Genomic DNA, 23,737 nt, shown 5'->3' on the forward strand with positions numbered 1-23,737 from the left:
GCAGCGTCCGCTCATTCGGCGAGCGCTTGATGACGGCGAGCACCGCGCCATTCGTGCCATAGACCGAGCCGGTATATTTATCCTTGGTTCGCAGCCAGTCGGCGTTTTGGGTGTCGGTGTTCTTATATTGCGCGCCTTTCAAGATTCCCCAATCGTCCTTGACGCGATTGACGACGCCGACTTCATAGCGGTCCTGCAGATTCTTGCCGACGCCCGGAAGATCGATGCGCGTCGAAATGCCGAGCGGCGCCAGCTCTTCCTTGGCGCCGACGCCGGAGAGCATCAGCAGTTGCGGCGTGTTGAAGGCGCCGCCGGCGAGGATCACCTCGCGCGTCGCAAGGACGGTGCGCGTCTCGCCCGGCACTCCGCTCGGATCATAATGCGCCTGATAGAGTTTCGCGCCCTTGCGATATTCTACTCCGATCGCGCGATTGTCGTCGTCGAACAATACGCGCGTCGCCAGCGCGTCGAGTTCGATGGTGAGATTTTCGGAATATTTCCTCTGCGTTTCGATCAGCCGCTCGCGCGTGCCCATGCGCTCGTGCTTACGCGTGTTGAGCGGCGGATAATGCAGGCCGAAGGCGTTCTCGCGGACGAGCCGCCAATCATTGGGATCGCCTTTGCCGAGCAGCCACCACAAGCCCCGTTGCAGGAGCGAGGGCGACTGGCCAATCGCCTCCAGGATCGATATCTTCAAAGCTTCGACGAGGTCGAAATCGCCGAGCGCGGCCTTCGGGACGTTCTTCTCCGTATGCAGCCAACCCTTCCAGCCATGGCGCGTGGGATTGATCCCGAGCAGGCCGAGCAGGCGGAAGAAGAAGCGATGATTGCAGTTCTCGAGCTTTTCGAAATAAGTGCGCATATTGTCGGCGCGCCAGGAGGCGTCGCCGGTGAGTTCGGCGATATGATCCCAGTCCGCATTGTGCGGATAGACCATGATCATCGCATTATGCGCGGTGCAGCCGCCGAGACAGCCGGCGCGCGGATAGAGCACGCCGTCGACACGCTTGCCGCTATGATCAAACTCTCGATATTTGTCGTCCTTTTTTTGGAGTTCCTGGTCTCCATAATGTCGGACGAAGAAATCCCATTGCATCGCCTGATTCTCGGTCGAGCAGGCGTGAAACACCGGAACCCGATAATCGTCTGGAAGACGTTCGTCGTCGGGATAGGCCGCGTCGCCGCCTTGAAGCGTTATCGGATCGCCGCCGGCCTCGAGCACCAGCACCTTGCAGCCGGCCTCGGCAAGGCGCGCCGCCACCGTGCCGCCGCCCGCGCCCGAGCCGACCACCACATATTCGAAGCTCGCCTTGTCGCTGAGGCTCATGGTCGTTCCCCCCTCCTTCGCCGGTTGGCCCGGACGCGCCTTAGCAGCCCGGGCCTCCGGCGCGTCACATGGTTTTCAAGAATGCGATCAGAGCCTTTTTGTCGGCGTCGCTCAGCCCCGGCTCCTCGGCGAAATAGTCGGTGCCGAAATAATGTCCGCGATTGACAATGAAGTCGGGGCATTTGTTGAGCCCGAGCAGATCATTGTAAGAGTTGGCGAACGCCTTGCGCGCCTCCTCGTCGCTCGCGTTCGGCGGCAACGCCTTCAATGCATGCTTGAGCTTGAGCAGTAGCGCCACGACCTTCTTCTTGTGCAACAAATCCTCGATCGGATTCTCACGTTTATCGAGATCAATATTGCCGATCAGCGCCACCGGCGTGCCTTTCGGGATTGGGCCGATGGCGACGCCGTCCTTGTCGAAGAAATTGCCGAGACGCAACGCTTCGACCAGCCATTTCACGTTTTCGCCGGCGTCGAATCCCGGCTGCAGCAGGTCAGGAAGATAGCCTTTCGGCACGCGCAGATAGCTCTGCTCCGTCGTCACGTCGACGACGCCGTGCAGCTTCTTGCCCGAGGCCGTGACATATTCAATGTCCTGCCGGCCGTATTGCTCGCCATATTGCCCGTATGAGCCGACGCGTTTCTCCGGCCACAGCATCTGTTCGATCGAATCGTCGAAGGACTTCAACCGACTTTCCACCGACGGGCTCTCGTAGAATCTGCCGACGCTGTTGTTGAGCAGGAAGGGCGCCGTCGACCACAGGCTGACCAGCGAAGCCGGCCGCGTATAGCCGCGGCCGCCCGCCGGCATATCGTAGGAGCGCGGCGCGCCTGTATAGGGATCGTGGACGGTGATCTTTCCGACCGACGGCAGCTCCTTATACGAGGTCGAGGAAAAATCGTTCCAGATGTTGTCGCGGATCGCATTGGTGGCGAGCGGACTGCAGGCGTTGGTTTCCAGCAGACTCACCGGCACGCGCAGTTCGGTCGACAGGAAGTTGTCGGTAAGGAAGTCGCTCGCCTTGGCGATCTTCTTCGCCTCCTGCTTGAACGCGTCAGTCTTGGTGAAGGACCAATAATTGTTCCAGCAAGTGAGATAGTCCTTGCCGACGCAGCCATCATTCGGGAAGTAGCTGAACGTCTTCTCCGGCAGCTTGCTCGAATGGCAGCGCAGGCAGCGCTCGCCGAACACTTCCTTGCCGCGTTCGAGGACGGCTGTATCGGCGGCGACATATTTGTCGCCCCCCGGCGCATTCTTCAAATAGTCGGGCTTGGCGGTTGCGACGAAGAACAGCGCGGTGTTTGGAGTCTGCGCTTCATTCGCCTGCCAATAGGAGGAATGGGCGCGTCCCGTAGCGATCGGAATGGCGGTGATCGGCTTGCCGCCGACCACGGCGTTGAAATGCTCAAGCCACTCCTCGCTGAACAGGCCAATGTTGACAAAGACCCGGTTGAATGAGCCCAGCGCGCCGACCGAATCCGCGCCGTCCTTCAAAACGCGCGGCGTGAACACCGTATCGGGCGCCTTGAAGAACTGCGTGAGCGGCGAATTGGCGGGAACATATTCGTTGAACTGCTTATTCTGCTTCTCGCCGCCAGCGAGCTTTTCCTGGCCGAATTTTAAAGCGAGTCCCACGCGCGGCCCGAGCTGGTAGATCGCGTTCATCGTTCGCGGATTGATGATGTAGTCGGTAGAAACCAGCGACGTGTCGAGCGCCCCTGGCCGCGAGACGTGGAACAATTGCCAGGAGAAATCCTTCGGATCAGCCGCATAGGTGAAGATGCGGTCCCACCAGAAATATTGCGCGCCCGGATTGGAATTCAGATTCTCCCATTTTGGATTTTCCGGATCCGTCGGCGGATTGGTCGGATTGGGGCCGACATGGCAAAAGCCGCAGGACATGCCAACGCGATAGGGGCGCACCAGATCCTTATTGTTGTAATAGTCGGGATCGGCGTAAAATCGCACCGGATCCCATTTCCGTTCGGCTTCTTCATCGAAATCCGGGTTGGGGAATAATCTCAGCCCCACGATGCCGGTCGCATAACCGTAATAGGAACCCGCCGGGAAATTCGCGCTGCGTCCCCGGGCCCCGATCTTGACGCCCGGATATTTCGCTTCGTCCTCGAAAGGATCGGGCGGGCAACTCGGATCGCGGGTGTCCAGCCAGAGACCGAAGCGATCGGCGCGGGGGCCGGTCGCTTTCTTGAAGCAGGGCTCATTGACGAGCCCCAAATAACTCCAACGATTGTCACGACTGAATTTCGTGAGCGTTGGATGGCTCGACAAGGTCTTCAGGAAGTCGAGTCCGCCGAAGGACTTCTTGTTCAAGACATCCCACAGCCGGTCGTTGCCGGCGGTCCACACCACCCAATTATTGCGGCCGATCACCGCCGCCTTGAGCGCCGCCTCGGGCGTGACGCCAGGAAGATAAGGCTGCAAGGCCTTGGCCAGGTCTTCCGGACGTTTGGTCGCGCCATTATCCATGTCGGCGTAATAATCGACATCCGAGCCCGGCAAAGACTCCGCTGTGCGTCCGACGCACATAGCTTCGTCCTTGACGTTCCCAGCGCCCGAGCCGCAATTCGGGCCGGCCTTCGCCGCGTCCATTGATCCGCCGGCGCCGGCCAGCGCCGCTGCGACCGCCAAGCTCCGCAGGATTCTATCGAGCATCGTTCCCTCCCCAATGTCGAATGCCTAAAATTCGTGGCCTAACCGCTATGCCGAAATCTCCGCGGCGATCGGCGACACGGCCGAAAGAAAAGTCGCGCCATGCGAGGCGCGGCGCCGCAAAAACCGCGTCGCGCCTAAAAGGCGGACCGTCGTCTGAACCAGCGAATCACGCCACGAACGATGAGAAGCAAGACGAGCGCGGCGATCCCGATCTGCACGATCGGCCGCGCGAAAAACCGATAGACGTAAGGCCCGGTCGCGCCCGCTGGCTGAGGCTTAAAGGGCCAGGGCTCCGCCAGATAAGGAAACTCGCTCGACAGCGGCTTGTCGTTGACCGTTGAGCGCGGCCATTGGGTCGTGTCGATGAAGGCGTTTTCCTGCAAGGGACAATCGCCCTGCGCGCAAGTGAGCAGCGCCACATCATCTTGGAGACGGCGGCCGTTCGGAAATCCGGCGGGGCGCGTCGTGGTGAACACCATCACGTCAGGAACAGAATCATAATGGCGCATGAAGAAGCCGCTGAGCTGATTCAAATTGGCGAGCGGCGGCAGCCATTGCGCGAGAAACTGCTGAACCTTCGCGCGCGTCTCGCCCTTTTCGCGAATCTCCGCCACATGCTGCGACGGCGGAATGGGATTTAAAATTTCAAAGCGGCCGAGCTGCGTGCGGTTCGAGCGTCCGACATGGTCGATCTGCTCGCCATTGCTCACGCGCTTGCTTGTGGCCCATACGAGCCAGCTTTCGGCATCTGCGGGAAAGGCGGATTTCGGAATGCTGAACGCCATGGCGATGACGTTCACGTTGAAGAATTTTGGAAAGATGAATGGATCGTCGCGAACGCCGGAATAGACCTGGATGTCCTGCGAGTCGCCCAGACCCTTGAAGGATTTCTCTTTCACCGTCATGTCATTGTTGAGACGGATCCGAATGGTGGCGTCCGGCGCTATGCCCTCTGGCGCGACGATCGTGCCTCCGTAGCGCGCCACGTCTTCGGCATTGTCGAAGCGCAGCTTCGTATGAAAATCCAGATGGATGTTATATTCGAAGGGCTCGAGATTATAGGGCGGCGGACCGATCAGCGAGCGGCGCACGTCGAGAATTGCGACCCAGCGATCGCCTTCGGGGAAGAAGAACAGGCCAGTGATGTTGGCTTCCTGCTCGTCCTCCACGAGCCACATGGGATCGGCGTGGTCCGAGGCGCGCCCCGCGCCGGGAGTCAGCAACGCAGAGATGAGGACGAGCGCGGCGAATAACTGCTTGGTCATGATCGTGCGAGCCATCAAACCCTCACTCAAATCGCGCTTCCCTGTCATGAAATGATGCTCCGCGGGAAGATTTCGAACAGTAACCGTCGCTTGCGTGTACGATACGATCGGTCCATATTTTTTACAAGGCTCAAAAAATCCGCGTCTCGAATTCGATGTCCTGTTGCGAGCGCGAAATCGGCGAGCGTTGATGCGACTCTCAATTTCTATGTCAGCGATGTGCGTCGCGGCTATGGCCTGCATCAACGCGTTCGGCGCGCCTTTCGTTCCCAGCGACGACAATCAATTTTTAGAACGATTGCCTCGCGCCGCCGCGCCAATGGGCGCGCAACTGCGCGATCTGCGCGCGCGATCGGGCGATCTCGCGGCCTCCATCGAACTCGCGCAGAAATTCGTGACGCTCGGCAGCGAACACTCCGATCCACGCTATTTCGGTTATGCGGCCGGCGTGCTCGCGCCCTTTTGGAGCATGGCCAAGCCTCCAGCGAAGGCGCTTCTGCTGCGCGCGATGATCGCGCAGAATCGGCATGATTTTGACGGCGCGCTCGCCGACGTCGACTCCGTGATAAAATCCGACCCAGCCAATCTTCAAGCATGGCTTATGCGCGCGGCGATCAGCAAAATCCTCGGCCATTTGGATGAGGCGCGCGCAAGTTGTGCGCCGCTTGCCGCATCAAGCGAACCGCTGCTGGCCATCGCCTGCGCGTGCGATGCGGCGAGTCTCATGGGAGGGTCGCACGAAGCGGCGGAGGCGCTCGAGCAAACGCTCGACGCGCGTCCTGAGGCGACGCCCGAGCGACGGAGATGGGCGTTGACCATTCTCGCCGAAATCGCTGCGCGGCGGGGCGAGGCGCAACGCGCCGAACATTCGTTCAAGACGGCGCTCGAGACCGCGAAGCCGACCGCTTATCTCCTCGCCGCCTACGCGGACTTCCTGCTTGACGAAGAGCGTTTCGCGGATGCGGCGACGCTGCTCGCCGGCCAGGCCCGCATCGACGCCGCGCTGCTGCGCCTCGCGCTCGCCGAGCAGCGGCTTGGCTCGGAAAGTCTCGCCGAGCATGTATCGCAAATCGAGGAGCGCTTCGCCGCCTCCCGCCGGCGCGGCGAAGCCTTCCATCTTGGCGACGAGGCGCGTTTCACGCTTTATCTGCGGCGCAATCCGAGCAAGGCCCTGGGACTTGCCGAGCAGAACTGGCGCGTGCAGCGCGCGCCTGCGGACGCGCGGATTTTGTATGAAGCCGCCGTCGTGGCAGGCGAAGCCGAAGCCGCTGACAAGGCGCGCGCCTTTCTGACGCGCGCGGGCATGAGCAACGAGCGACTGACCCGCCTCGCCGTTCAAGCGTCGCGTGCTGCGACGCGGCAGAGCGATCCGTGAGCGAAGCGCGTCGGCGCCCGTTTTCGCGCGCCGCCCGCTATGATGATGCGCGTTCCGACGCCGGCGGCGACGCGACATCACATGCAAGGCCGTAGCGCGTAAGCGTCGCGGCGAGCGGTCCCGACGGGCGCGCGCCGCTCGTGAAGAGCGCGCGGCGGAACGCCGGCCTGTCTCCCGCCGCATCGGCGCCAAACGCTTCGCCGAGCAATTGATCGGCGCGGCGCGCGATCGCCGGCGCGGGATCGAGCCATTCCACCGGCCAGGGCGCAAGCCGTTTGAACTCCTCAACGAGCAGCGGGTAATGCGTGCAGGCGAGCGCGACGACGTCGGTTCGCTCGCCGCCCTCTTCTTTAAAGCAAGGCGCAATTTCGTCGGCGATATCGGCGTCGCTCACGCTCTCCCCATGCATGTAGCTTTCGGCGAGGCTCGCCAGGCGCTTCGAGCCGATGAGAGTGACGGAGCAATGCGCCGCGAATTGCGCGATGAGGTTCTGCGTATAGTCGCGCGCCACCGTGCCCGGCGTGCCGAGCACGGAGATCAGCTTCGACCGCGTACGCTCGGCCGCAGGCTTGATTGCCGGCACCGTGCCGACAAAGGGCAAGTTGGGCCAATGCACACGCAGATAGGGCAGAACGATCGTCGACGCGGTGTTGCAGGCGATGACGACCATGTCAGGCGCATGAACGGCGATCAGCTCCTCCGTGAGCTTCATCACCCGCTCGACGAGCGCCGGCTCCTTCCAGGACCCATAGGGAAAGCCGGCGTCATCCGCGCAATAGAGATAGTCAGCGTGCGGGCGAAGCTTGACGATCTCGGAAAAGACCGTGAGGCCTCCGAGACCGGAGTCGAAAATGAGGAGTTTCGGCGGTCGGGTCATGCGGCGCGAATCTTTGGAACCCATAGGACAAGCTTGCCGAATCAGATTACTGCAATTTGGCGGTACGCTGGCCAATCGCTTCAACCACCGAGACAAGCGCCATACGAATGGCGCAAGCCTCCTATCGAAAAGCCCGCCTCGCGGAGCGCTTGACCGCCGTCGAACGCGCTTCGCGCGCGACCAAAGGCTAATGGAATCCTAGAACGGCAGGTTGAAAACCCGCGCCGGCGCCAGCGCGCCCTGGACGATTTCGCCGAAGGCGACCGGCACGCCGCCGCAGGCGGCGTAGACGACGCCCTCATGCGGCGCGTCGCGGCCGCGCAGAATCACCGAGCCGCCGCGCCGCAGCCGCGCCGCCGTGTCGCGATCGACCACGACGCAAGGCAGTTCGGCCAATCCGGCCTCGACCGAGAGCAACGCCTCTGCGGCCATGTTCTGATTTTCGATCTCGTCGAGCGTATAGGCGTCGTCCTCAATGAAAGGGCCGACGCGCGTGCGTCTCAGGGCGGTGACATGGCCCAAGCAGCCCAGCACGCGGCCAAGATCGCGCGCCAGCGCGCGCACATAGGCGCCCTTGCCGCACTCCATGACGAAGGTCGCATCGTCGGCTGACGACTCGATCAACGTCAGCGAGTCGATCCTGACCGCACGCGGCTTCAATTCGACCTGCTCGCCCTCGCGGGCAATGTCATAGGCGCGCTCGCCGGCGATCTTGATCGCCGAGAACTGCGGCGGGGTCTGCAAAATCTCGCCGGTAAACTGCGGCAGCAAGGCCTCGATGGCGGCTCGCGCCGGTCGCGCCGCGCTTTCACGCGTCATGCGTCCGTCGGAATCGTCAGTGTCGGTCTCGACGCCCCAACGCACCGTGAAACGGTAGGCTTTCTCGCCGTCCTGAACGAAAGGCACGGTCTTAGTCGCTTCGCCGAAGGCGACCGGAAGCATCCCAGAGGCGAGCGGATCGAGCGTGCCGGCATGGCCGGCCTTTTGCGCATTGTAAATGCGCTTGAGGCGTGACACCGCCTGGGTCGAGGTGAGTCCGACCGGCTTGTCGAGCGCCACCCAGCCGTCGACGACGGCGCGATTCGATCTCTTCTTGCTCATTCCTTGACGCGATCCTCTTCGGCGTCGTCGCCGCCGGCGAGATCGCGCTTCACATGTTCGGAGTCGAGCAGCGCGTCGATGCGCGACACATTGTCGAATGTGTCGTCGATACGAAACCTGATCTCTGGCGCGAATTTCAAATTCACCTCATGCGCGATCTCGCCGCGCAGGAATCGCTTGTGGCGATCCAGTGCGGCGAGCACCTGCGGTTCGTCCTGGCCGCCGAGCGGCATGACGTAAATCGTCGCGAGCTTGAGGTCGGGGCTCATCTTCACGCGCGAGACCGTGACGACATTCTTTTCCAGCACAGGATCGTTGATGTCGCCGCGCGACAGCATCTGCGCCAGCGCGTGGCGCACGAGTTCGCCAACGCGCAACATGCGCTGCGACGGCGCCGAGCCGGCGGAATGGTGGGATCGGGACATGACGGTCGTTCGGTTACTTGCACATCCAATACAAGTCGTCATTGCGAGCAAAGCGAAGCAATCCAATGCCATGAGATGGCCGTTTGGACTGGCTTCGTCGCTTCTCTCCTCGCAATGACAGGCGATGGTCGCGACGAAGGCGCTATAGCGTTCGCTTGATTTCCTCGACGCGGTAGCACTCGATGACGTCGCCGGCGCGCATGTCCTGGTAATTCTCGAAGGCCATGCCGCATTCCTGTCCGGCGGCCACTTCCTTGACCTCGTCCTTGAAGCGCTTGAGCGTCGAGAGCTTGCCTTCGTGAACGACGACATTGTCGCGGATGAGCCGGACATTGGCGCCGCGCTCGACATTGCCGTCGGTGACGCGGCAGCCGGCGACCTTACCGACCTTCGAAATATCGAAGACTTCAAGGATCGTCGCGTTGCCGAGCATGGTCTCGCGCAGCGTCGGGGCCAAGAGGCCCGACATCGCCGCCTTCACGTCATCCACGAGATTATAGATGATGTTGTAATAGCGGATTTCGATGCCCGAGCGTTCGGCCGCGTCGCGCGCCTCTTTGTGCGCGCGCACGTTGAAGCCGATGACTGCGGCGTTGGAGGCTTCGGCGAGCGAAATATCGGATTCCGAAATGCCGCCGACGCCGGCATGGACGACGCGCGCGCCGACCTCGTCGGTGCCAAGCTTTTCGAGCGCCGCGGCGATGGCCTCGACCGAGCCCTGCACGTCGCCCTTGATGACGAGCGGGAATTCCTTACGGCCGGCCGTCTTGAGCTGGCTCATCATATCGGAGAGCGAACCGCGCGCCGAACCGCCGCGCGCTGCGAGCTTGTCGCGTCTCTGGCGCTCGCGATATTCGGTGATCTCCCGCGCGCGGGCCTCGGATTCGACGACCGCGACGCGGTCGCCCGCCTCCGGCGTGCCGTTGAAGCCGAGAATTTCGACGGGGAAGCTCGGTCCCGCCTCCTGACGCGAAACGCCCTGGTCGTCGAGCAGTGCGCGCACGCGACCCCATTGGGCGCCGGCGACGGCGATATCGCCAACGCGCAGCGTGCCGCGCTGAACCAGCACGGTCGCGACCGGTCCGCGTCCCTTGTCGAGACGCGCCTCGATAACCGTGCCTTCCGCGGCGCGGCCGGGGTTGGCCTTGAGATCAAGCACCTCGGCCTGCAGCGCGATCGCTTCGAGCAACCGATCGAGATTGGTGTTCTGCTTCGCCGAGACTTCGACCTCAAGCGTCTCGCCGCCCATCGATTCGACCTGCACTTCGTGCTGCAGCAATTCGGTGCGCACCCGCTCAGGCTTCGCGTCCGGCTTGTCGATCTTGTTGATCGCGACAATCAGCGGCACATGAGCGGCGCGGGCGTGATTGATCGCCTCGATCGTCTGCGGCATGACGCCGTCGTCAGCGGCGACGACAAGGACGACAATATCCGTCACCCTGGCGCCGCGCGCGCGCATCGCGGTAAAGGCGGCGTGGCCAGGCGTATCGATGAAGGTGATCGGCAGCCCGCTCGGCGACGTGACCTGATAAGCGCCGATGTGCTGGGTGATGCCGCCCGCCTCGCCGGCAACGACATTGGCGTGGCGGATGGCGTCGAGCAGCGACGTTTTGCCGTGGTCGACATGTCCCATGATGGTGACGACCGGCGGCCGCGACTCGAGTTCAGTTTCGACGTCGGGCGCGTCGAACAGGCCTTCCTCGACGTCGGATTCGGCGACGCGCTTGACGGTGTGGCCCATCTCCTCAGCGACGAGCTGCGCGGTGTCGGCGTCGATGACGTCGGTGATCTTGCGCATCTCGCCCTGCTTCATCAGCAGACGGATGACGTCGACCCCGCGCTCCGACATGCGGTTCGCCAGTTCCTGAATGGTGATCGTCTCGGGCAGCGTCACTTCGCGCGCGATCTTTTCCTTCTGCTCCGCCTGACCGCGGAACAGGCGCTGTTGCCGGCGCTTGAAGGAGGCGACCGAGCGCGTGCGCTCTTCGCCCTCCTCGCTCGTCGCGGTGGTGACGGTGAGCCTGCCGCGATTCTTCATCTCGCCGCCGCGAGACGGCGCCGGGCGAGGCGGCGTCGGCGGCGCGAAGCCGCCGATCTGGCGTACGGGCGGGCGGCGCGGCTGCTCGGCCTCTCCGGCGGGGCGCGCAACAGCCGGACGCGGCGCCGCAGGGGCGGGCGCGGCGCGCGGCGGCGTCAGACCAGCGGCTTCCGGCGGCAGTCGGCGACGCGCCTCTTCCTCGGATTTACGCTTTGATTCCGCCTCCCGCGCGAGACGGTCTTCTTCCTCGCGCTTGCGCGAGTCGGCGGCGGCGCGTTCGGCGCGCTCGCGTTCGTCGCGTTCCGCACGGGCCTTCGCCTCGATTTCGGCGCGGCGGCGATCTTCCTCTTCGCGCGACTTGGCGTCGACGAGCGCCCGGGCGCGCGCCTCGCGCTCCTCGTCGGTCAATGCGCGCAACACGACGCCGGGGCCAGAACGCGACGCCGGCGCCGGACGCTGAGCCTCGGATTTCGGCTCAGCCTTTGACGGCGTGGCCGGAGCGGCGGCTGGCGCAGGCGCGGCCGCGGGTTTCGCCGTTTCGGCGTGCCCCGGGGCGCGGCGCTTCACCTTCTCGACCACGACCACTTTCGAACGGCCGTGGGAGAAGCTCTGGCGCACCATGCCGTGCTCGACCGGTCGCTGCTTCAAATGCAACGTCTTCGTCGGCGCGACGGTCAGAGTTTTGTCGCCGCTGTTCTCGCCTTCGCTCATCCAAATCCCAATCCTGGGTCGCTCGACCCGTTAACCTTCTGTCGCGCAACCGTTCGGCAACGCTTCGATGTCTTCGCCCGACGCCGCCGCGCCGTCGATGCATACGCCCCGATAGGCTGCAAGTCGATGGCATCGCGCGACAAAAGCCGCGCTCGCCCCGCCCTTGGCGAGGGCAGCATGTATCACATTTGTGCGGCCCAACGCCAAATCCAATTGCAGCGAGGAAAATAAGCCGATCACAGGCGCTGTGGATTCTGCGCGCCGCGCCGCTTGGGCTAACTTTCGCCTGCCGTCCTCGCCGCCGTCGCGCGCTTCGACCAGGGCGCCGACGGCGCCTTGCGCGAGCGCGTCGGCGACCTTGCCGAAGCCCGCCATGACGGCGCCGGCCTTGTTGGCGAGCGACAGCATTCGCAGACTATCGGCTTCAAGCAGCCGGTCGACATCTTCGGCAAGCTGCGGTTCAGCGTCGACGCGCGTTTTCAAAGAGCGCGCGAATAAATGCTTGCGCGCGGCCTGCGCGACGAGGTCGGCGCGCCCCGTCACCCAGACGCCGCGGCCAGGCAGGCGCGCCGCAATGTCCGGCGCGAGCGCGCCGTCAGGTCCGCGAACGAAGCGGATCATCGCCTCGGGCGCGCCGCGCCGGCGCGTCACGATGCAGGTCCTCTCCGAAACATGCGGCTCGCGCGTCATTGCTTCGATCAAATCCGTTGTTCGCCTTCCGACTCAGCTTGAGCTTCAGGTTCGAGTTCGGCCGCTGCGACGGGCTCCTCGATCCAGCCGACGCGCACGCGCGCCGTCATGATCATCGCTTCGGCCTCTTCGCGCGACAGGTCGATGCCCTCGAAAAAGCCCTCGTGCTTGACCGTTTCGCCGTCCTTCTTCTCGCTCCAGCCAACAAGGTCGTCCGGCACGCAGCCGGCGAAATCCTCGATCGTCTTCACGTCGTTTTCGCCGAGCCGAACCATCATCGCGGTCGTCAGCCCTTCGATCTCGCGCAATTCGTCGGCGACGCCGAGTTCCTTTCGGCGCGCTTCATTCTCGGCCTCGATGCGCTCGAGATAATTCTTGGCGCGGTTTTGAATTTCGGCCGCGGTTTCCTCGTCGAAGCCTTCGATCGACGCGAGTTCGGAAAGCTCGACATAAGCGAGCTCCTCGACCGAGCGGAAGCCTTCTGACGCCAGCAGACGGCCGACGACCTCGTCGACGTCGATCGCGCCCATGAACACTTTCGTGCGTTCGATGAATTCCTTCTGCCGGCGCTCCGACTCTTCGGCCTCGGTCAGAATGTCGATGTCCCAGCCGGTGAGCTGAGAGGCGAGGCGCACATTCTGGCCGCGGCGGCCGATCGCGAGCGACAGCTGATCGTCCGGCACCACCACTTCGATGCGCGAACTGTCTTCGTCGAGGACGACCTTGACCACTTCCGCCGGCTGCAGCGCATTGACGATGAAGGTCGCGGCGTCCGCCGACCAGGGAATGATGTCGATGCGCTCGCCCTGCAGCTCGCCGACGACGGCCTGAACGCGGGAGCCGCGCATGCCGACGCAGGCGCCGACCGGGTCGATCGACGAATCGCGCGACACCACCGCGATTTTGGCGCGCGAGCCGGGATCGCGGGCCACCGACTTCACCTCGATGACGCCGTCATAGATTTCCGGCACTTCCTGCTTGAACAGTTTCGCCATGAACTGTGGATGAGTGCGCGACAGGAAAATCTGCGGACCCCGCTGCTCGCGGCGCACGTCGTAGACATAGGCGCGTGCGCGATCGCCCGGGCGAAACATTTCGCGCGGGATCATTTCGTCGCGGCGGATGATTGCTTCGCCGCGGCCAAGATCGATGATGACATTGCCATATTCGACGCGCTTCACCACGCCGTTGACGATTTCGCCGATGCGATCCTTGTATTCTTCATATTGGCGGTCGCGCTCGGCCTCGCGCACCTTCTGCACGATGATCTGCTTGGCGGACTGCGCCGCGATGCGGCCGAAGTCGAAGGGCGGCAGAGTTTCCGAAATCCAGTCGCCGGCCTGCGCCGCCGGATTCCGTTTGCGCGCGTCGGCGAGCGAAATCTGCGTCGCGTCGTTATCGACTTCTTCGACGACGAGCAGCAGCCGCGAGAATCGCACCTCGCCGGTCTTGGCGTTGATCTCGGCGCGCACTTCGGTCTCCTGGCCGTAGCGCGAGCGCGCCGCCTTCTGCAGCGCGTCCTCCATCGACGCGATGACGATCGATCGGTCGATCGATTTTTCGCGCGCGACGGCGTCGGCGATCTGCAAAATCTCAAGTCGGTTGGCGCTGACGGCCATCGTCACTCTCCCTTGGAGCGGGCGGGCGGCTTGGATTTGCCGCCGGCCTTCTTGAACTGAGTTTGAACGCCGGCGGGAACCAGCGGTTTTGGCTTATGCGGCGCGGGCCCGCGAAAGCGTCCCGGTCCGCGGCGCGGACGCTGCTCGGCGTCCGTTTCTTCCTGCTTTTCTTCAGCCTGCTGAAGCTTGCCGGCGCGAAGCGACTCGCGGATGAGCGCCTCGGTCAGCACGAGCCGGCCTTCATCGAGATCGGCGAGCGGCAGCGAAACTGCCTTTTCCTCGTCCGACTGGGCGTCGGTGCGCTCCAGCGCGAGCAGCGCGTCATGGCCTTCGCCCTCGATCCCGCGAATGACGCCGCGAAAGCGCTTTCGCCCGCTGGCGAGCGGATACGTCAGTTCGATCTTCGCCTCGTGCCCCACGGCGCGGAGAAAATCGGAGCGGCGGACCAGCGGACGGTCGACGCCGGGCGAAGAAATCTCCAGGCGATATTCATTGGCGATGAGATCAGCGACGTCGAGCTCCGGCGACAGCGCCTGGCTCGCCGCCTCGCAATCGTCGATGGTCATCGCGCCGTCCGGACGCTCCGCCATGATCTGCAGAGTTTGCCCGTTCTGCTGCATGAGCCGCACGCGCACGACGCGATAGCCCAGTTGCGCCAGCACCGGCTCGGCGAGATGCGCCACGCGCGCGGCGACGCCGGTCTCGGCGACGAGACGCGGTTCGTCGAGGGTCGCGATGATGGCGGCGGCGTCTTGCGTCAAGCTTGGTCCTTGGAGCTCCTCGGCCGATCAAAACAAAAAGAGCGGGTCCCCGGAGGGCCCCACTCTCAAATTTCGATCACCCGAGAATGATCGTTATGAGATGAAGTTGGGCATATATGGCAGGAGAAGCGCGGAAAATCAAGAAAAACCGTTCCGGCGGCGCACACGCCGGACAAAGGCCGCGTATGGCGCAACCCTCAGATTTTTGATCAGCTTTTGCGAGATTTTGGCGCAGGAGCGCATGTTGACCTCGCCGCGATGCGCCCATAGTTTCCGCCGAATCTGACGCGGCTCATCGATCGCATTCGTTCGAGGCGCACTGCGACATTTTGGAGATCATTATCAAAGCGCGCTTGTCCCCGACGCTCACCGCCGTCGACCCTATTCGATTTCGCTCGCGCACATGCGTCTGGCCGAGCCGTTGAATTTGCCGCCGTCGGAGGCCGCCAGCGACCCTTTGACGTTGGAGGCCGCGCGCAACGTTCGGCGCGACGAACAGGGGTTTTTTGCGCTGTCGCAGGAGCCATGGCTGCGCTTTAGCGCCTTGAAGGACATGTCTCGCGGCGTTGTCGAACTTAGCTATGCGGCAAGCTTTTACGACGAGCCGGTGCGGCCAATCCTGCGGTTCTGGCTCGGCGAGCAATTCAAAGAGAATCTTCTGCCCGGGCCGTGTGAAGGCGTGGGCGTGTGGATTGGACGCGTTCCGCGCGACACGACCGACATCTGGATCAGCCCGACAAATCGCGCCGGTCCCTTTGACTTCCGCATATTGAGCGTGCGGCCGTTGAGCCGTTTCGATGCGCTGCGCAAGGCGGCGGCGGCGCCCAAACGCCTATTCTTTGCGCTTTCCGCCGGCATGGTCGGATTGAGCGAAGAATCGGAGCTCAACTGGCGCTGGGCGTTTGGCGCGGCGCCGATGTCCGCCTACCCTTCTTGGCGCGCCGCGCGGACTCGCGAGAGCGATCCCGCCTTCGATCGGCCTCGGACCGACTGGACGAACGGGCCGAGAGTCGTCGCGCTCGTCGATGAGCGCGGCGCGGCGCCGCGGGAGATAGAAACGACGCGCGCGAGCCTCGCGGCGCAGACCTATCCAAATTGCGCTTTTTTCACCAAGGCTGGCGACGCCCGGATCGACGCGCATGATCTCGTTTTGCCGCTTGTCGCCGGAGATCGGCTGGAGCCTTACGCCTGCGGCTGCCTTGTCGAGCATTTCGTCCGACATCCGCGACACGTCATTGTCTTTGCCGATGAGACGGTCGGCGAAGGCGACGCCTTGCGCCCGCTTTGTAAACCCGGCTGGAGCGCTACGCTTCATCGCTTCGAAAATTACGTCGGCCGCGCCGCCTGTTTTCGCGCCAACCTTCTGGCGGAATGCCCCGACTGGCGGGACGCCGATGCCGACGAACTGATCGATGGGCTGCTATCGGCCGCGCCAAATGACCAGGTTGGCGCGCTTCGCCGGCCATTGTTTCAACTTGCGCGCGCATCGAAGACGCGGCGAACGACGATCGACGCAATATTTCGCGGCGAAGCGCCGGCGGTCGCCGTCGTCGTCCCGACGCGCGACCGCGTCGATCTGCTTGCGCCTTGTCTCGACAGCCTGCTGCGCAGGAGTCTTTACCCTAGATTTGAGGTCGTCGTCGTCGACAATGACAGCGTCGAGCCGCGCACGCAGGCGTTGCTTCAGGCGCTGCAGGCGAAAGACGCCCGGCTCAAGGTCCTGCACATGAAGGGACCCTTCAATTTTTCCGCGCTCAGCAACGCCGGGGCGCGGACGGCGCGTGGCGATTTCCTCATCTTCCTCAATAACGACACGGAAATCGTGACGCCGGACTGGATCGAGCGGCTTCTCTATTTCGCGACCGCGCCCGACGTCGGCGCCGTCGGCGCCAAGCTCCTTTATCCCCACGGCCGCGTACAGCACGTCGGCGTGTTGCTGGGCATGGGCGGCGTCGCCGGCCATTTTGGCGCTGGCCTGACCGAAAGCGATCGCGGCTGGATGGACCGCAATGTCGCTCCGCATGAGGTTTCGGCGGTGACCGGCGCCTGCACGATGATCGAGCGCCGCAAATTCGAAGATGTCGGCGGCTTCGACGAAGTCGACCTTCCTGTCGAGCTGAATGACGTGGATCTGTGCCTGCGCCTGACCGCGCGAGGCTGGCGCTCGATCTGCAACACGCAGACCATATTGATCCATCATCAGTCGGCAAGCCGCAAAGGGGGCTCGATTCGTCTACAGCGCGTCCACCATCGGGAGCGTACCGCGTTCTACGATCGCTGGCGCGTCGTCGTTCGCGACGATCCGCATTTCCATCCGGGCCTGTCTCTCTATGCGCCGACCGAAGCATTACCGTGACGTTCGACGCTTGCGCCAGAACCTCGACCCGCTTACTTTGCCGCGCGGAAAAATTGCCTGCGCCGCCCGAGCGTCGGAGCCGCCGGGGAACGCAGACCCGTCGACGCGCTTGAGCGATTCAGCCCCAGTTAACGTGTCGAGCGCATGAACCAAGTCAGCGACTTGAGGGTAGATGAGCACGCATCGGGCTCGAAGACCGCGTAAACTGTCTGAAGTCGTCGCCACTGCGCAAAACGTGGCGCGTTTCTCGTCGACGAAGGCGATCGAGATTCTCGCGCCGCTGACGACCAAGGACGCCACGAGACGGCTGCCGACGCTGATTCGCCAAGGCCTCGGCGGCATGGCGGAGACGCTTTCGACCGCCGGGGCGGGCGCAAGCGGCGGACTGGTCGGACGCAGCTTTATCTACGCGGTCATTCTTCCGACTTTCCTATTCTGGCTTTACGCCTGCTTCTGGCAGTCCGAGCGCTACGTCGCCGAGACGCGGCTCACCGTGCGCGCCCAACATGAAAAAAAAGCGACACCGACGCAACGTCGATGATCAGTAAACTTACGGGCGGCGCCGACGTCTCCTCGCAAGACGCGTTCATCGTCCTCAATTACGTGAAAAGCCGCGCGATCGTCGCCGATCTCGGCGGCCGCGATTACATGGAGAAGAAGTTTGCGCGCTCCGGCATCGATTATTTCTCGCGGCTCGGCGGCGATGCGCGAATTGGCGAAACTCATCGACTCGCCGGTCGGCGTGTTCCTTGCGCCGCGCGATCTCTTGCGGGACGGTCCCCGCTTCCTGCGCGAGCAGGGCGTGCGCGCCGCTTGCGGCGCGGTATTGCGCCAGATCGCCGCGCAATATGATCCGCCGCTGGGGCGGCGGCGCAATCCGATCAACGACCCGCTGCGGCAGGCGGCGATCAGCTACTACTACACTTACCAGCTGACCAAGCCGGACGGGGTCGTTCCGTCCCGCCGCCCGGTCAATGAAATGGATTTCGCGCTCGAAACGCCTTTCGCCTATGACGCCTCCCCCGAGCGCGCGCGCTCGATCGTCGCCATCGTCCACGCTTTCTATCCCGAGGTGCTGCCGCTAGCTCTCGAAAAGCTGCAGAATGTCCCCGGCGCGCTGGATCTTTGCGTCTCGACGGACACCGAGGAAAAGCAACGGGCGGTCAACGAGATCTGCGCCGACTGGCGCAAGGGCAAGGTCCTGACGCGCATCTGTCCGAATCGCGGACGCGACGTCGCCGCCAAATTTTTCGGCTTTCGCGACGTCTACGCCGATTACGAACTCTTCATCCACCTCCACACCAAACGCTCGCCGCATGGCGGCGAGGCGTTGGCGCGCTGGCGCGACTATCTCCTCGACAATCTGCTTGGGTCCGAGGCCATCGCCCGCTCGATTCTGTCGCTTTTCGACGATCCAAGGCTCGGCGTCGTCTTTCCCCAGCATCTTTTCGAACTGCGCGGCATTTTGAATTGGGGCTACGACTATGATCTGGCGCGAAACCTTCTGAAGCGGATCAATGTCGAGATCGATAAGAATCTCACGCTTGAATTTCCCTCCGGCTCGATGTTCTGGGGAAGAACCGCCGCGTTCCGTCCGCTGCTCGACCTCGACATCGATTTTGACGATTTTCCGCAAGAGAGCGGCCAAGTCGACGGCACTCTCGCACACGCCATCGAGTGATCTGTGCTCATGATCGCTGAATCGCGCGGTTTCGAATGGCTCAAAGTCGCGCAGCGCGACCTGTATCCGATGGGTCATACATTGCTGCCGGTGCGCAGCCGCGAAGACATAGAGAAACATCGGCTCAAGGTCTTCCAGCCCGCGCTTGCCTGCGTCGACTCCAATTTCCATCCCTTCTCGACATTGATCGCGGAGACTCGGCCGCTTCTCTCCTATCCCTCGCGCAACGAGCGGCCGCGCTTGACACTGCTGACTCCGACCGTCAATCCACAGCAGACGTTCGGCGGCATTGCGACGGCGATGAAGCTCTTTTCGAGTTTGTTAACCGAACTTGGCGACGCCTTCGACGCGCGCATCGTCGTGACCGACGCGGATATCGAACCCGAAGCCTATGCGGCGCTGCCCGGCTATACGCCGGTTCCTTATGCGGCGAGCCTCGACGCCGAGATGGCGGCGCTGGTCGACGCCAATGAGCGGGAGGGCGGCAGGCTGAACCTGCGCGCCAACGACATTTTTTTCGCCACTGCCTGGTGGACCGCGGAATTCGCCCTCGCCATGGAGCGCGAGCGGGCGCGTTATTTCGGCGGCGCGCGGCAGTTCATCTACCTCATTCAAGACGACGAGCCGCACTTCTATGGCCGCGGCGCGAAATCCTGTCTTGCGGAAGCGACCTATCAATATGGCGATCAGACGATCGCGATCGTCAATTCCGAAGAGCTCTTCTCGGTCATGACCGAGAAATATCGCTTCAGCCAAACTTTTTATGTTCCCTTTGAGCTAAACGAACGCATTCGCGAGCGGCTCGCGAGCGTTCCGCGAGAGCCGATCATGCTCGTTTACGGTCGGCCCACCGTGGCGCGCAACGCTTTTGAGCTGATTTGCGCGGCGCTGATCATTTGGCAACAGCGGGATCCGATTCGCTCAAGCCGCTGGAGCATCGTTTTTCTGGGCGAGGATTTTCCGGATTCGCTGATCTATCCGGTGCAGAATGCGAGGGTCGGCGGCAAAGCCCGTCTCGAAGACTACGCCGACTATCTCAATCGCGCGCTCGTCGGCGTTTCGCTGATGGTCTCTTCCCACCCGAGCTATCCGCCGCTCGAAATGGCGCAAGCGGGTCTTACGACGATCTCCAACACTTTCATGGGAAAGGATCTGCGCCGCCGCTTCGACAATATTGTCGCGCCCGCCCGGCTTGATCCCACATCGCTTGCCGATTCGATCGAAGACAGCGTCAGACGCATGGAGCCTTTTGTCGGCTCCATCGTCGCCTCCCGACGTCACGCAGCGCCGTCAGCTGACGCAACCCGTGTGTTCGATCCCGAAGCGGTCGCCTCTGAGCTGCGCCGCGCCGTGGCTTCGCCGCTCTTGTCGAAGGGCGAGCGATCCCGCTCCATCTCTGAGAGCACCTGCGAAATATAATCGCCGTAGCCGCTCTTGGAGAGTTTCGACGCCGCGGCGCGCGCCTGCGCGGAGTCGATCCACCCCGCCCGAAAGGCGATCTCTTCAAGGCAAGCCACACGCTGGCCCTGACGCTGTTCGATCGCGCGCACATATTCGCCCGCTTCGATCAGCGCCTCCGGCGTGCCGGTGTCGAGCCAGGCAAATCCTCGGCCCAATCGAGCGACCTGCAGTTCGCCAAGCTCCAGATAGACGCGGTTGAGATCAGTGATTTCCAACTCGCCACGCGGGGAAGGCTTCAACTCCGCCGCGAATTGCGATGCGCGCCCGTCGTAAAAATAGAGACCGGTCACCGCCCAATTCGATCGGGGCTGGGGCGGCTTTTCTTCGATCGAGATCGCACGGCCGTCTGAATCGAATTCGACCACGCCATATCGCTCCGGATCGCGCACATGATAGGCGAACACCGTGGCCGCGCTGCGCGCTGATTCGCTCAGCGCTTCGGGCAGGCCATGGCCATAAAAAATATTGTCGCCGAGAATGAGCACCGAAGGCGCGCCGTCGACGAAATCAGCGCCGATGAGATAGGCCTGCGCCAGTCCCTCCGGTCGAGGCTGCACGGCGTAAGACAGAGACAGCCCCCATTGCGCGCCACTCCCGAGCAGCCGCTTGAAGGACATCAGGTCCTCCGGCGTGGTGATGATCAGGATTTCGCGCACGCCGGCCAGCATCAGCGTGCTGAGCGGATAATAGATCATCGGCTTGTCGTAGACGGGGAGCAATTGCTTCGACGTGACGAGCGTCATCGGGTGCAGCCTTGTGCCGCTGCCTCCAGCCAGAATGATGCCGCGCATAGGAGTCCTGTTCAGTGTGGAATTAATCGGGCGACGCAGGCGTTGAGGGAGTCGCGCCAATTCGGCAGCTCGATCCCGTAGTTGGCTTTCAGCTTGGCGTTGTCGAGCCGGGAATTTGCCGGCCGGCGCGCGGCCGTCGGATAGTCGGCGGTGGCGATGCGCTTGACGCGGACGGGCGTGCGGCCCCGCGCCTCCGCCGCTGAAAAGATCGCTTCCGCCATATCGGCCCAGCTTGCTTCGCCGTGGCCGGTCATATGGAAAACGCCGCGCAGGCGGGAATCCGAGTCTTCGACAAGTCGTTCGGCGATCGCGAGCAGCGCGTCGGCGATGTCGAGCGCGCTTGTCGGATTGCCGATCTGGTCGGCGACGACGCCGATCTCATCGCGCGTCTCCCCAAGACGCAGCATCGTCTTGACGAAATTGGTCCCGAATGGGCTGTAGACCCAAGCGGTGCGCAAAATAACGCAATTGTCGCAACGCGCCGCGATCTGCTTTTCACCCTCGAGCTTCGAACGTCCATAAGCGCCGCTCGGACACGGCGCGTCGTCTTCGCGATAGGGACGATCGCTCAGCCCGTCGAAGACATAGTCGGTTGAAAGATGCAGCAACGGCACATTCAACTCGGACGCGGTTTCGGCGACAAAACCTGCGCCCGCGCCGTTGACGCGCATCGCCGTCTCCGGCTCGCTTTCGGCCTTATCGACTTGCGTATAGGCGGCGGCGTTGACGATCGCGTCGCAGCGCACGCTGCGTAGCGAAGCAAGAACCATGTCGCGCGAGGAAAGATCGAAACGGGGACGGCCGAGGGCGAGCATTTCGACGCCGTTCGGCGCCCGTTCGATGAGCGAGCTGACTACCTGGCCGGTCAGTCCGGTTACCGCGATGCGCTTCAACTTGCCCACTTAAGCAAATACCTCCGGCAGGTCGCGCAGCCGCGGCCATTTGCGATCTTTGTCCGACAACACGACCCGGTCGGCGGCGACTGGCCAGTCGACGCCGATGTCCGGATCGTCCCAAGCGACGCCGCAATCATGCTGCGGCGAATAAAAATTCGTCACCTTGTAGATGACTTCCGTGTCGGGCTCGAGCGTGACGAAGCCATGCGCGAAACCGATCGGAATGAACAGTTGCCGCCAATTCTCTTTCGAAAGCTCGACGACGACGTGTCGTCCGAATGTCGGCGACGACCGCCGCAGATCGACGGCGATGTCGAGTATGGCCCCGCTGACCACGCGAACGAGCTTGTCCTGCGCGAAGGGCGCCGTTTGAAAATGCAAGCCGCGCACGGTGCCGACGTCGCGCGACAGCGAATGATTGTCCTGTACAAAGTCGTAATTCAATCCGGCGTTCGCCCAGGTCTTTTCATTATGCGTTTCGCAAAAAAAACCGCGCCCGTCGCCGAATTTTTTGGGCGTGACCAGCTTCAGCCCCGAAAGCTCCAGATCTTCGAACAAACCGTTTCCCCAATCGCGCTTTTAGGCGACGGCCTCTGCTTTTTCCGCGATCACGCCGAGGCGTTCGCCGCGATATGTGCCTGAGCGAATCGCCTGCCACCAGTCGGGATTGTCCAAATACCAGCGCACCGTCTTGCGAAGACCGGTTTCGAACCGCTCGGCCGGCCGCCATCCGAGTTCGCGCTCGATTTTCGAGGCGTCGATCGCATAGCGCAAATCATGTCCCGGCCGATCGGCGACAAAGGCGATCAGGTCGCGGTGCGGCCCTGCCTGCCGCGGGCGGAATTCGTCCATCAGATCGCAGATCGCTTCGACCACGTCGATGTTGCGCCATTCGTTGCGTCCGCCGACGTTGTATGACTCGCCGATCTGGCCGTCGCGCGCCACGCACATCAGCGCCGAGGCGTGATCCTCGACATAGAGCCAGTCGCGCACATTCTCGCCGCGGCCATAGACCGGCAGCGGCTTCTCCTCGATCGCATTGATGATGGTGAGCGGAATGAGCTTTTCCGGAAAGTGATAGGGGCCGTAATTATTGGAGCAATTGGTGACGATCGTCGGCAGGCCGTAGGTATGACGCCAAGCGCGAACAAGATGGTCCGAGCCGGCCTTCGACGCCGAATAGGGCGAGGTGGGCGCATAGGGCGTATCTTCGCGGAAGAGCCCTTCAGCGCCCAGCGCGCCGAACACTTCATCGGTGGAAATATGCATGAAGCGGAAGTCGCGGGCGCGGTCGCGATCGAGGCGGCGCCAATGGTCGAGCGCCGCCCGCAGCATGACGAAGGTGCCGACGACATTGGTTTCGATGAAGGCGGCCGGCCCGTCGATCGAGCGGTCGACATGGCTCTCGGCGGCGAGATGCATGACGACGTCGGGCTGAAAATCGGCGAAAGCGCCTGCGACCGCGTCAGCGTCGCAGATATCGGCCTGCAGGAAAGAAAAATTCGGACTGTCGGCGGCCGGCCGTAGCGAAGCAAGGTTACCCGCATAGGTGAGCTTGTCGAGGACGAGAATCTGATCAACGCCCTTGAGGACGCTCGCTCGCGCAACCGCCGAGCCGATGAATCCCGCGCCCCGGTGATCAATAATTTCATTAAAGCCCCGCATTACCCCTTGCTACGACATGAAAAC

The 23,737-nt window shown here is 62.9% G+C and carries 18 protein-coding genes and 1 pseudogene; 5 read left to right on the top strand and 14 right to left on the bottom strand.

The genetic code is table 11. From position 1 onward, the window contains the following. The 3 genes from AB7I51_RS08960 to AB7I51_RS08970 form a co-directional block, all read right to left on the bottom strand. The coding region (locus AB7I51_RS08960; RefSeq protein WP_428406184.1) for a GMC family oxidoreductase at positions 1-1,327 on the bottom strand (1,327 nt) is incomplete at its 3' end. Positions 1,328-1,391: 64 nt separating this feature from the next. Continuing rightward, positions 1,392-4,001, bottom strand: coding sequence for a hypothetical protein (locus AB7I51_RS08965; RefSeq protein ID WP_428403662.1), 2,610 nt, complete (start codon positions 3,999-4,001; stop codon positions 1,392-1,394). A gap of 134 nt (positions 4,002-4,135) precedes the next feature. Continuing rightward, positions 4,136-5,281 carry a hypothetical protein gene (locus tag AB7I51_RS08970; protein WP_428403663.1) on the bottom strand — a complete coding sequence of 382 codons (1,146 nt, stop codon included), beginning with the start codon at positions 5,279-5,281 and terminating at the stop codon, positions 4,136-4,138. Between the two features lie 217 nt (positions 5,282-5,498). Here AB7I51_RS08970 and AB7I51_RS08975 point away from each other — a divergent pair, with 217 nt between their 5' ends. Next, a complete protein-coding gene (locus AB7I51_RS08975; RefSeq protein ID WP_428403664.1) occupies positions 5,499-6,641 on the top strand; it encodes a hypothetical protein in 1,143 nt (380 codons plus the stop codon). A gap of 37 nt (positions 6,642-6,678) precedes the next feature. Here AB7I51_RS08975 and murI read toward each other — a convergent pair whose 3' ends face one another. From murI to rimP, 7 genes are all read right to left on the bottom strand, one after another. After that, a complete protein-coding gene (gene murI / locus AB7I51_RS08980) occupies positions 6,679-7,518 on the bottom strand; it encodes a glutamate racemase (RefSeq protein ID WP_428403665.1) in 840 nt (279 codons plus the stop codon). Positions 7,519-7,716: 198 nt separating this feature from the next. Continuing rightward, entirely contained in the window at positions 7,717-8,619 is a 903-nt protein-coding gene (truB, locus tag AB7I51_RS08985) for a tRNA pseudouridine(55) synthase TruB (protein ID WP_428403666.1), read from the bottom strand. After that, positions 8,616-9,044 carry a 30S ribosome-binding factor RbfA gene (rbfA, locus tag AB7I51_RS08990; protein WP_428403667.1) on the bottom strand — a complete coding sequence of 143 codons (429 nt, stop codon included), beginning with the start codon at positions 9,042-9,044 and terminating at the stop codon, positions 8,616-8,618. Before rbfA ends, truB begins: the two co-directional genes overlap by 4 nt. Before the next feature lie 142 nt (positions 9,045-9,186). Next, entirely contained in the window at positions 9,187-11,793 is a 2,607-nt protein-coding gene (gene infB / locus AB7I51_RS08995) for a translation initiation factor IF-2 (protein WP_428403668.1), read from the bottom strand. A gap of 30 nt (positions 11,794-11,823) precedes the next feature. Further along, positions 11,824-12,483, bottom strand: a complete 660-nt coding sequence (locus AB7I51_RS09000) for an RNA-binding protein (protein ID WP_428403669.1) — start codon at positions 12,481-12,483, stop codon at positions 11,824-11,826. Between the two features lie 8 nt (positions 12,484-12,491). Then, a complete protein-coding gene (gene nusA, locus AB7I51_RS09005) occupies positions 12,492-14,102 on the bottom strand; it encodes a transcription termination factor NusA (protein ID WP_428403670.1) in 1,611 nt (536 codons plus the stop codon). Between the two features lie 2 nt (positions 14,103-14,104). Further along, complete coding sequence (rimP, locus tag AB7I51_RS09010; protein WP_428403671.1) at positions 14,105-14,863, bottom strand: ribosome maturation factor RimP; 759 nt, start codon at positions 14,861-14,863, stop codon at positions 14,105-14,107. Positions 14,864-15,266: 403 nt separating this feature from the next. Here rimP and AB7I51_RS09015 point away from each other — a divergent pair, with 403 nt between their 5' ends. The 4 genes and pseudogenes from AB7I51_RS09015 to AB7I51_RS09030 all read left to right on the top strand — a co-directional run. Further along, a complete protein-coding gene (locus AB7I51_RS09015; RefSeq protein ID WP_428403672.1) occupies positions 15,267-17,219 on the top strand; it encodes a glycosyltransferase family 2 protein in 1,953 nt (650 codons plus the stop codon). A gap of 172 nt (positions 17,220-17,391) precedes the next feature. Beyond that, the gene (locus AB7I51_RS09020; protein WP_428406185.1) at positions 17,392-17,760 is read left to right on the top strand and encodes a hypothetical protein; all 369 of its coding nucleotides are present in this window, start codon (positions 17,392-17,394) and stop codon (positions 17,758-17,760) included. Positions 17,761-17,880: 120 nt separating this feature from the next. Then, positions 17,881-18,900: a rhamnan synthesis F family protein gene (locus AB7I51_RS09025; RefSeq protein WP_428403674.1), complete on the top strand. Its 1,020-nt coding sequence runs from the start codon at positions 17,881-17,883 to the stop codon at positions 18,898-18,900. Between the two features lie 69 nt (positions 18,901-18,969). Then, positions 18,970-20,109: pseudogene (locus AB7I51_RS09030) on the top strand (rhamnan synthesis F family protein); the annotation flags it as partial. Positions 20,110-20,177: 68 nt separating this feature from the next. Here the strand turns inward: AB7I51_RS09030 and rfbA are convergent. From rfbA to rfbB, 4 genes are read right to left on the bottom strand one after another with little or no spacing between them, the layout of a single operon-like run. After that, positions 20,178-21,152, bottom strand: a complete 975-nt coding sequence (gene rfbA, locus AB7I51_RS09035) for a glucose-1-phosphate thymidylyltransferase RfbA (RefSeq protein ID WP_428403675.1) — start codon at positions 21,150-21,152, stop codon at positions 20,178-20,180. A gap of 11 nt (positions 21,153-21,163) precedes the next feature. After that, positions 21,164-22,045: a dTDP-4-dehydrorhamnose reductase gene (gene rfbD, locus AB7I51_RS09040; RefSeq protein ID WP_428403693.1), complete on the bottom strand. Its 882-nt coding sequence runs from the start codon at positions 22,043-22,045 to the stop codon at positions 21,164-21,166. 9 nt (positions 22,046-22,054) lie between these two features. Next, positions 22,055-22,606, bottom strand: coding sequence for a dTDP-4-dehydrorhamnose 3,5-epimerase (gene rfbC, locus AB7I51_RS09045; RefSeq protein ID WP_428403676.1), 552 nt, complete (start codon positions 22,604-22,606; stop codon positions 22,055-22,057). 21 nt (positions 22,607-22,627) lie between these two features. Continuing rightward, the gene (gene rfbB / locus AB7I51_RS09050; RefSeq protein ID WP_428403677.1) at positions 22,628-23,713 is read right to left on the bottom strand and encodes a dTDP-glucose 4,6-dehydratase; all 1,086 of its coding nucleotides are present in this window, start codon (positions 23,711-23,713) and stop codon (positions 22,628-22,630) included. Positions 23,714-23,737: the final 24 nt, after the last annotated feature.

Origin of the sequence: Methylocystis sp. (genome assembly GCF_050246715.1) — a bacterium.
Taxonomy (GTDB): Bacteria; Pseudomonadota; Alphaproteobacteria; order Rhizobiales; family Beijerinckiaceae; genus Methylocystis.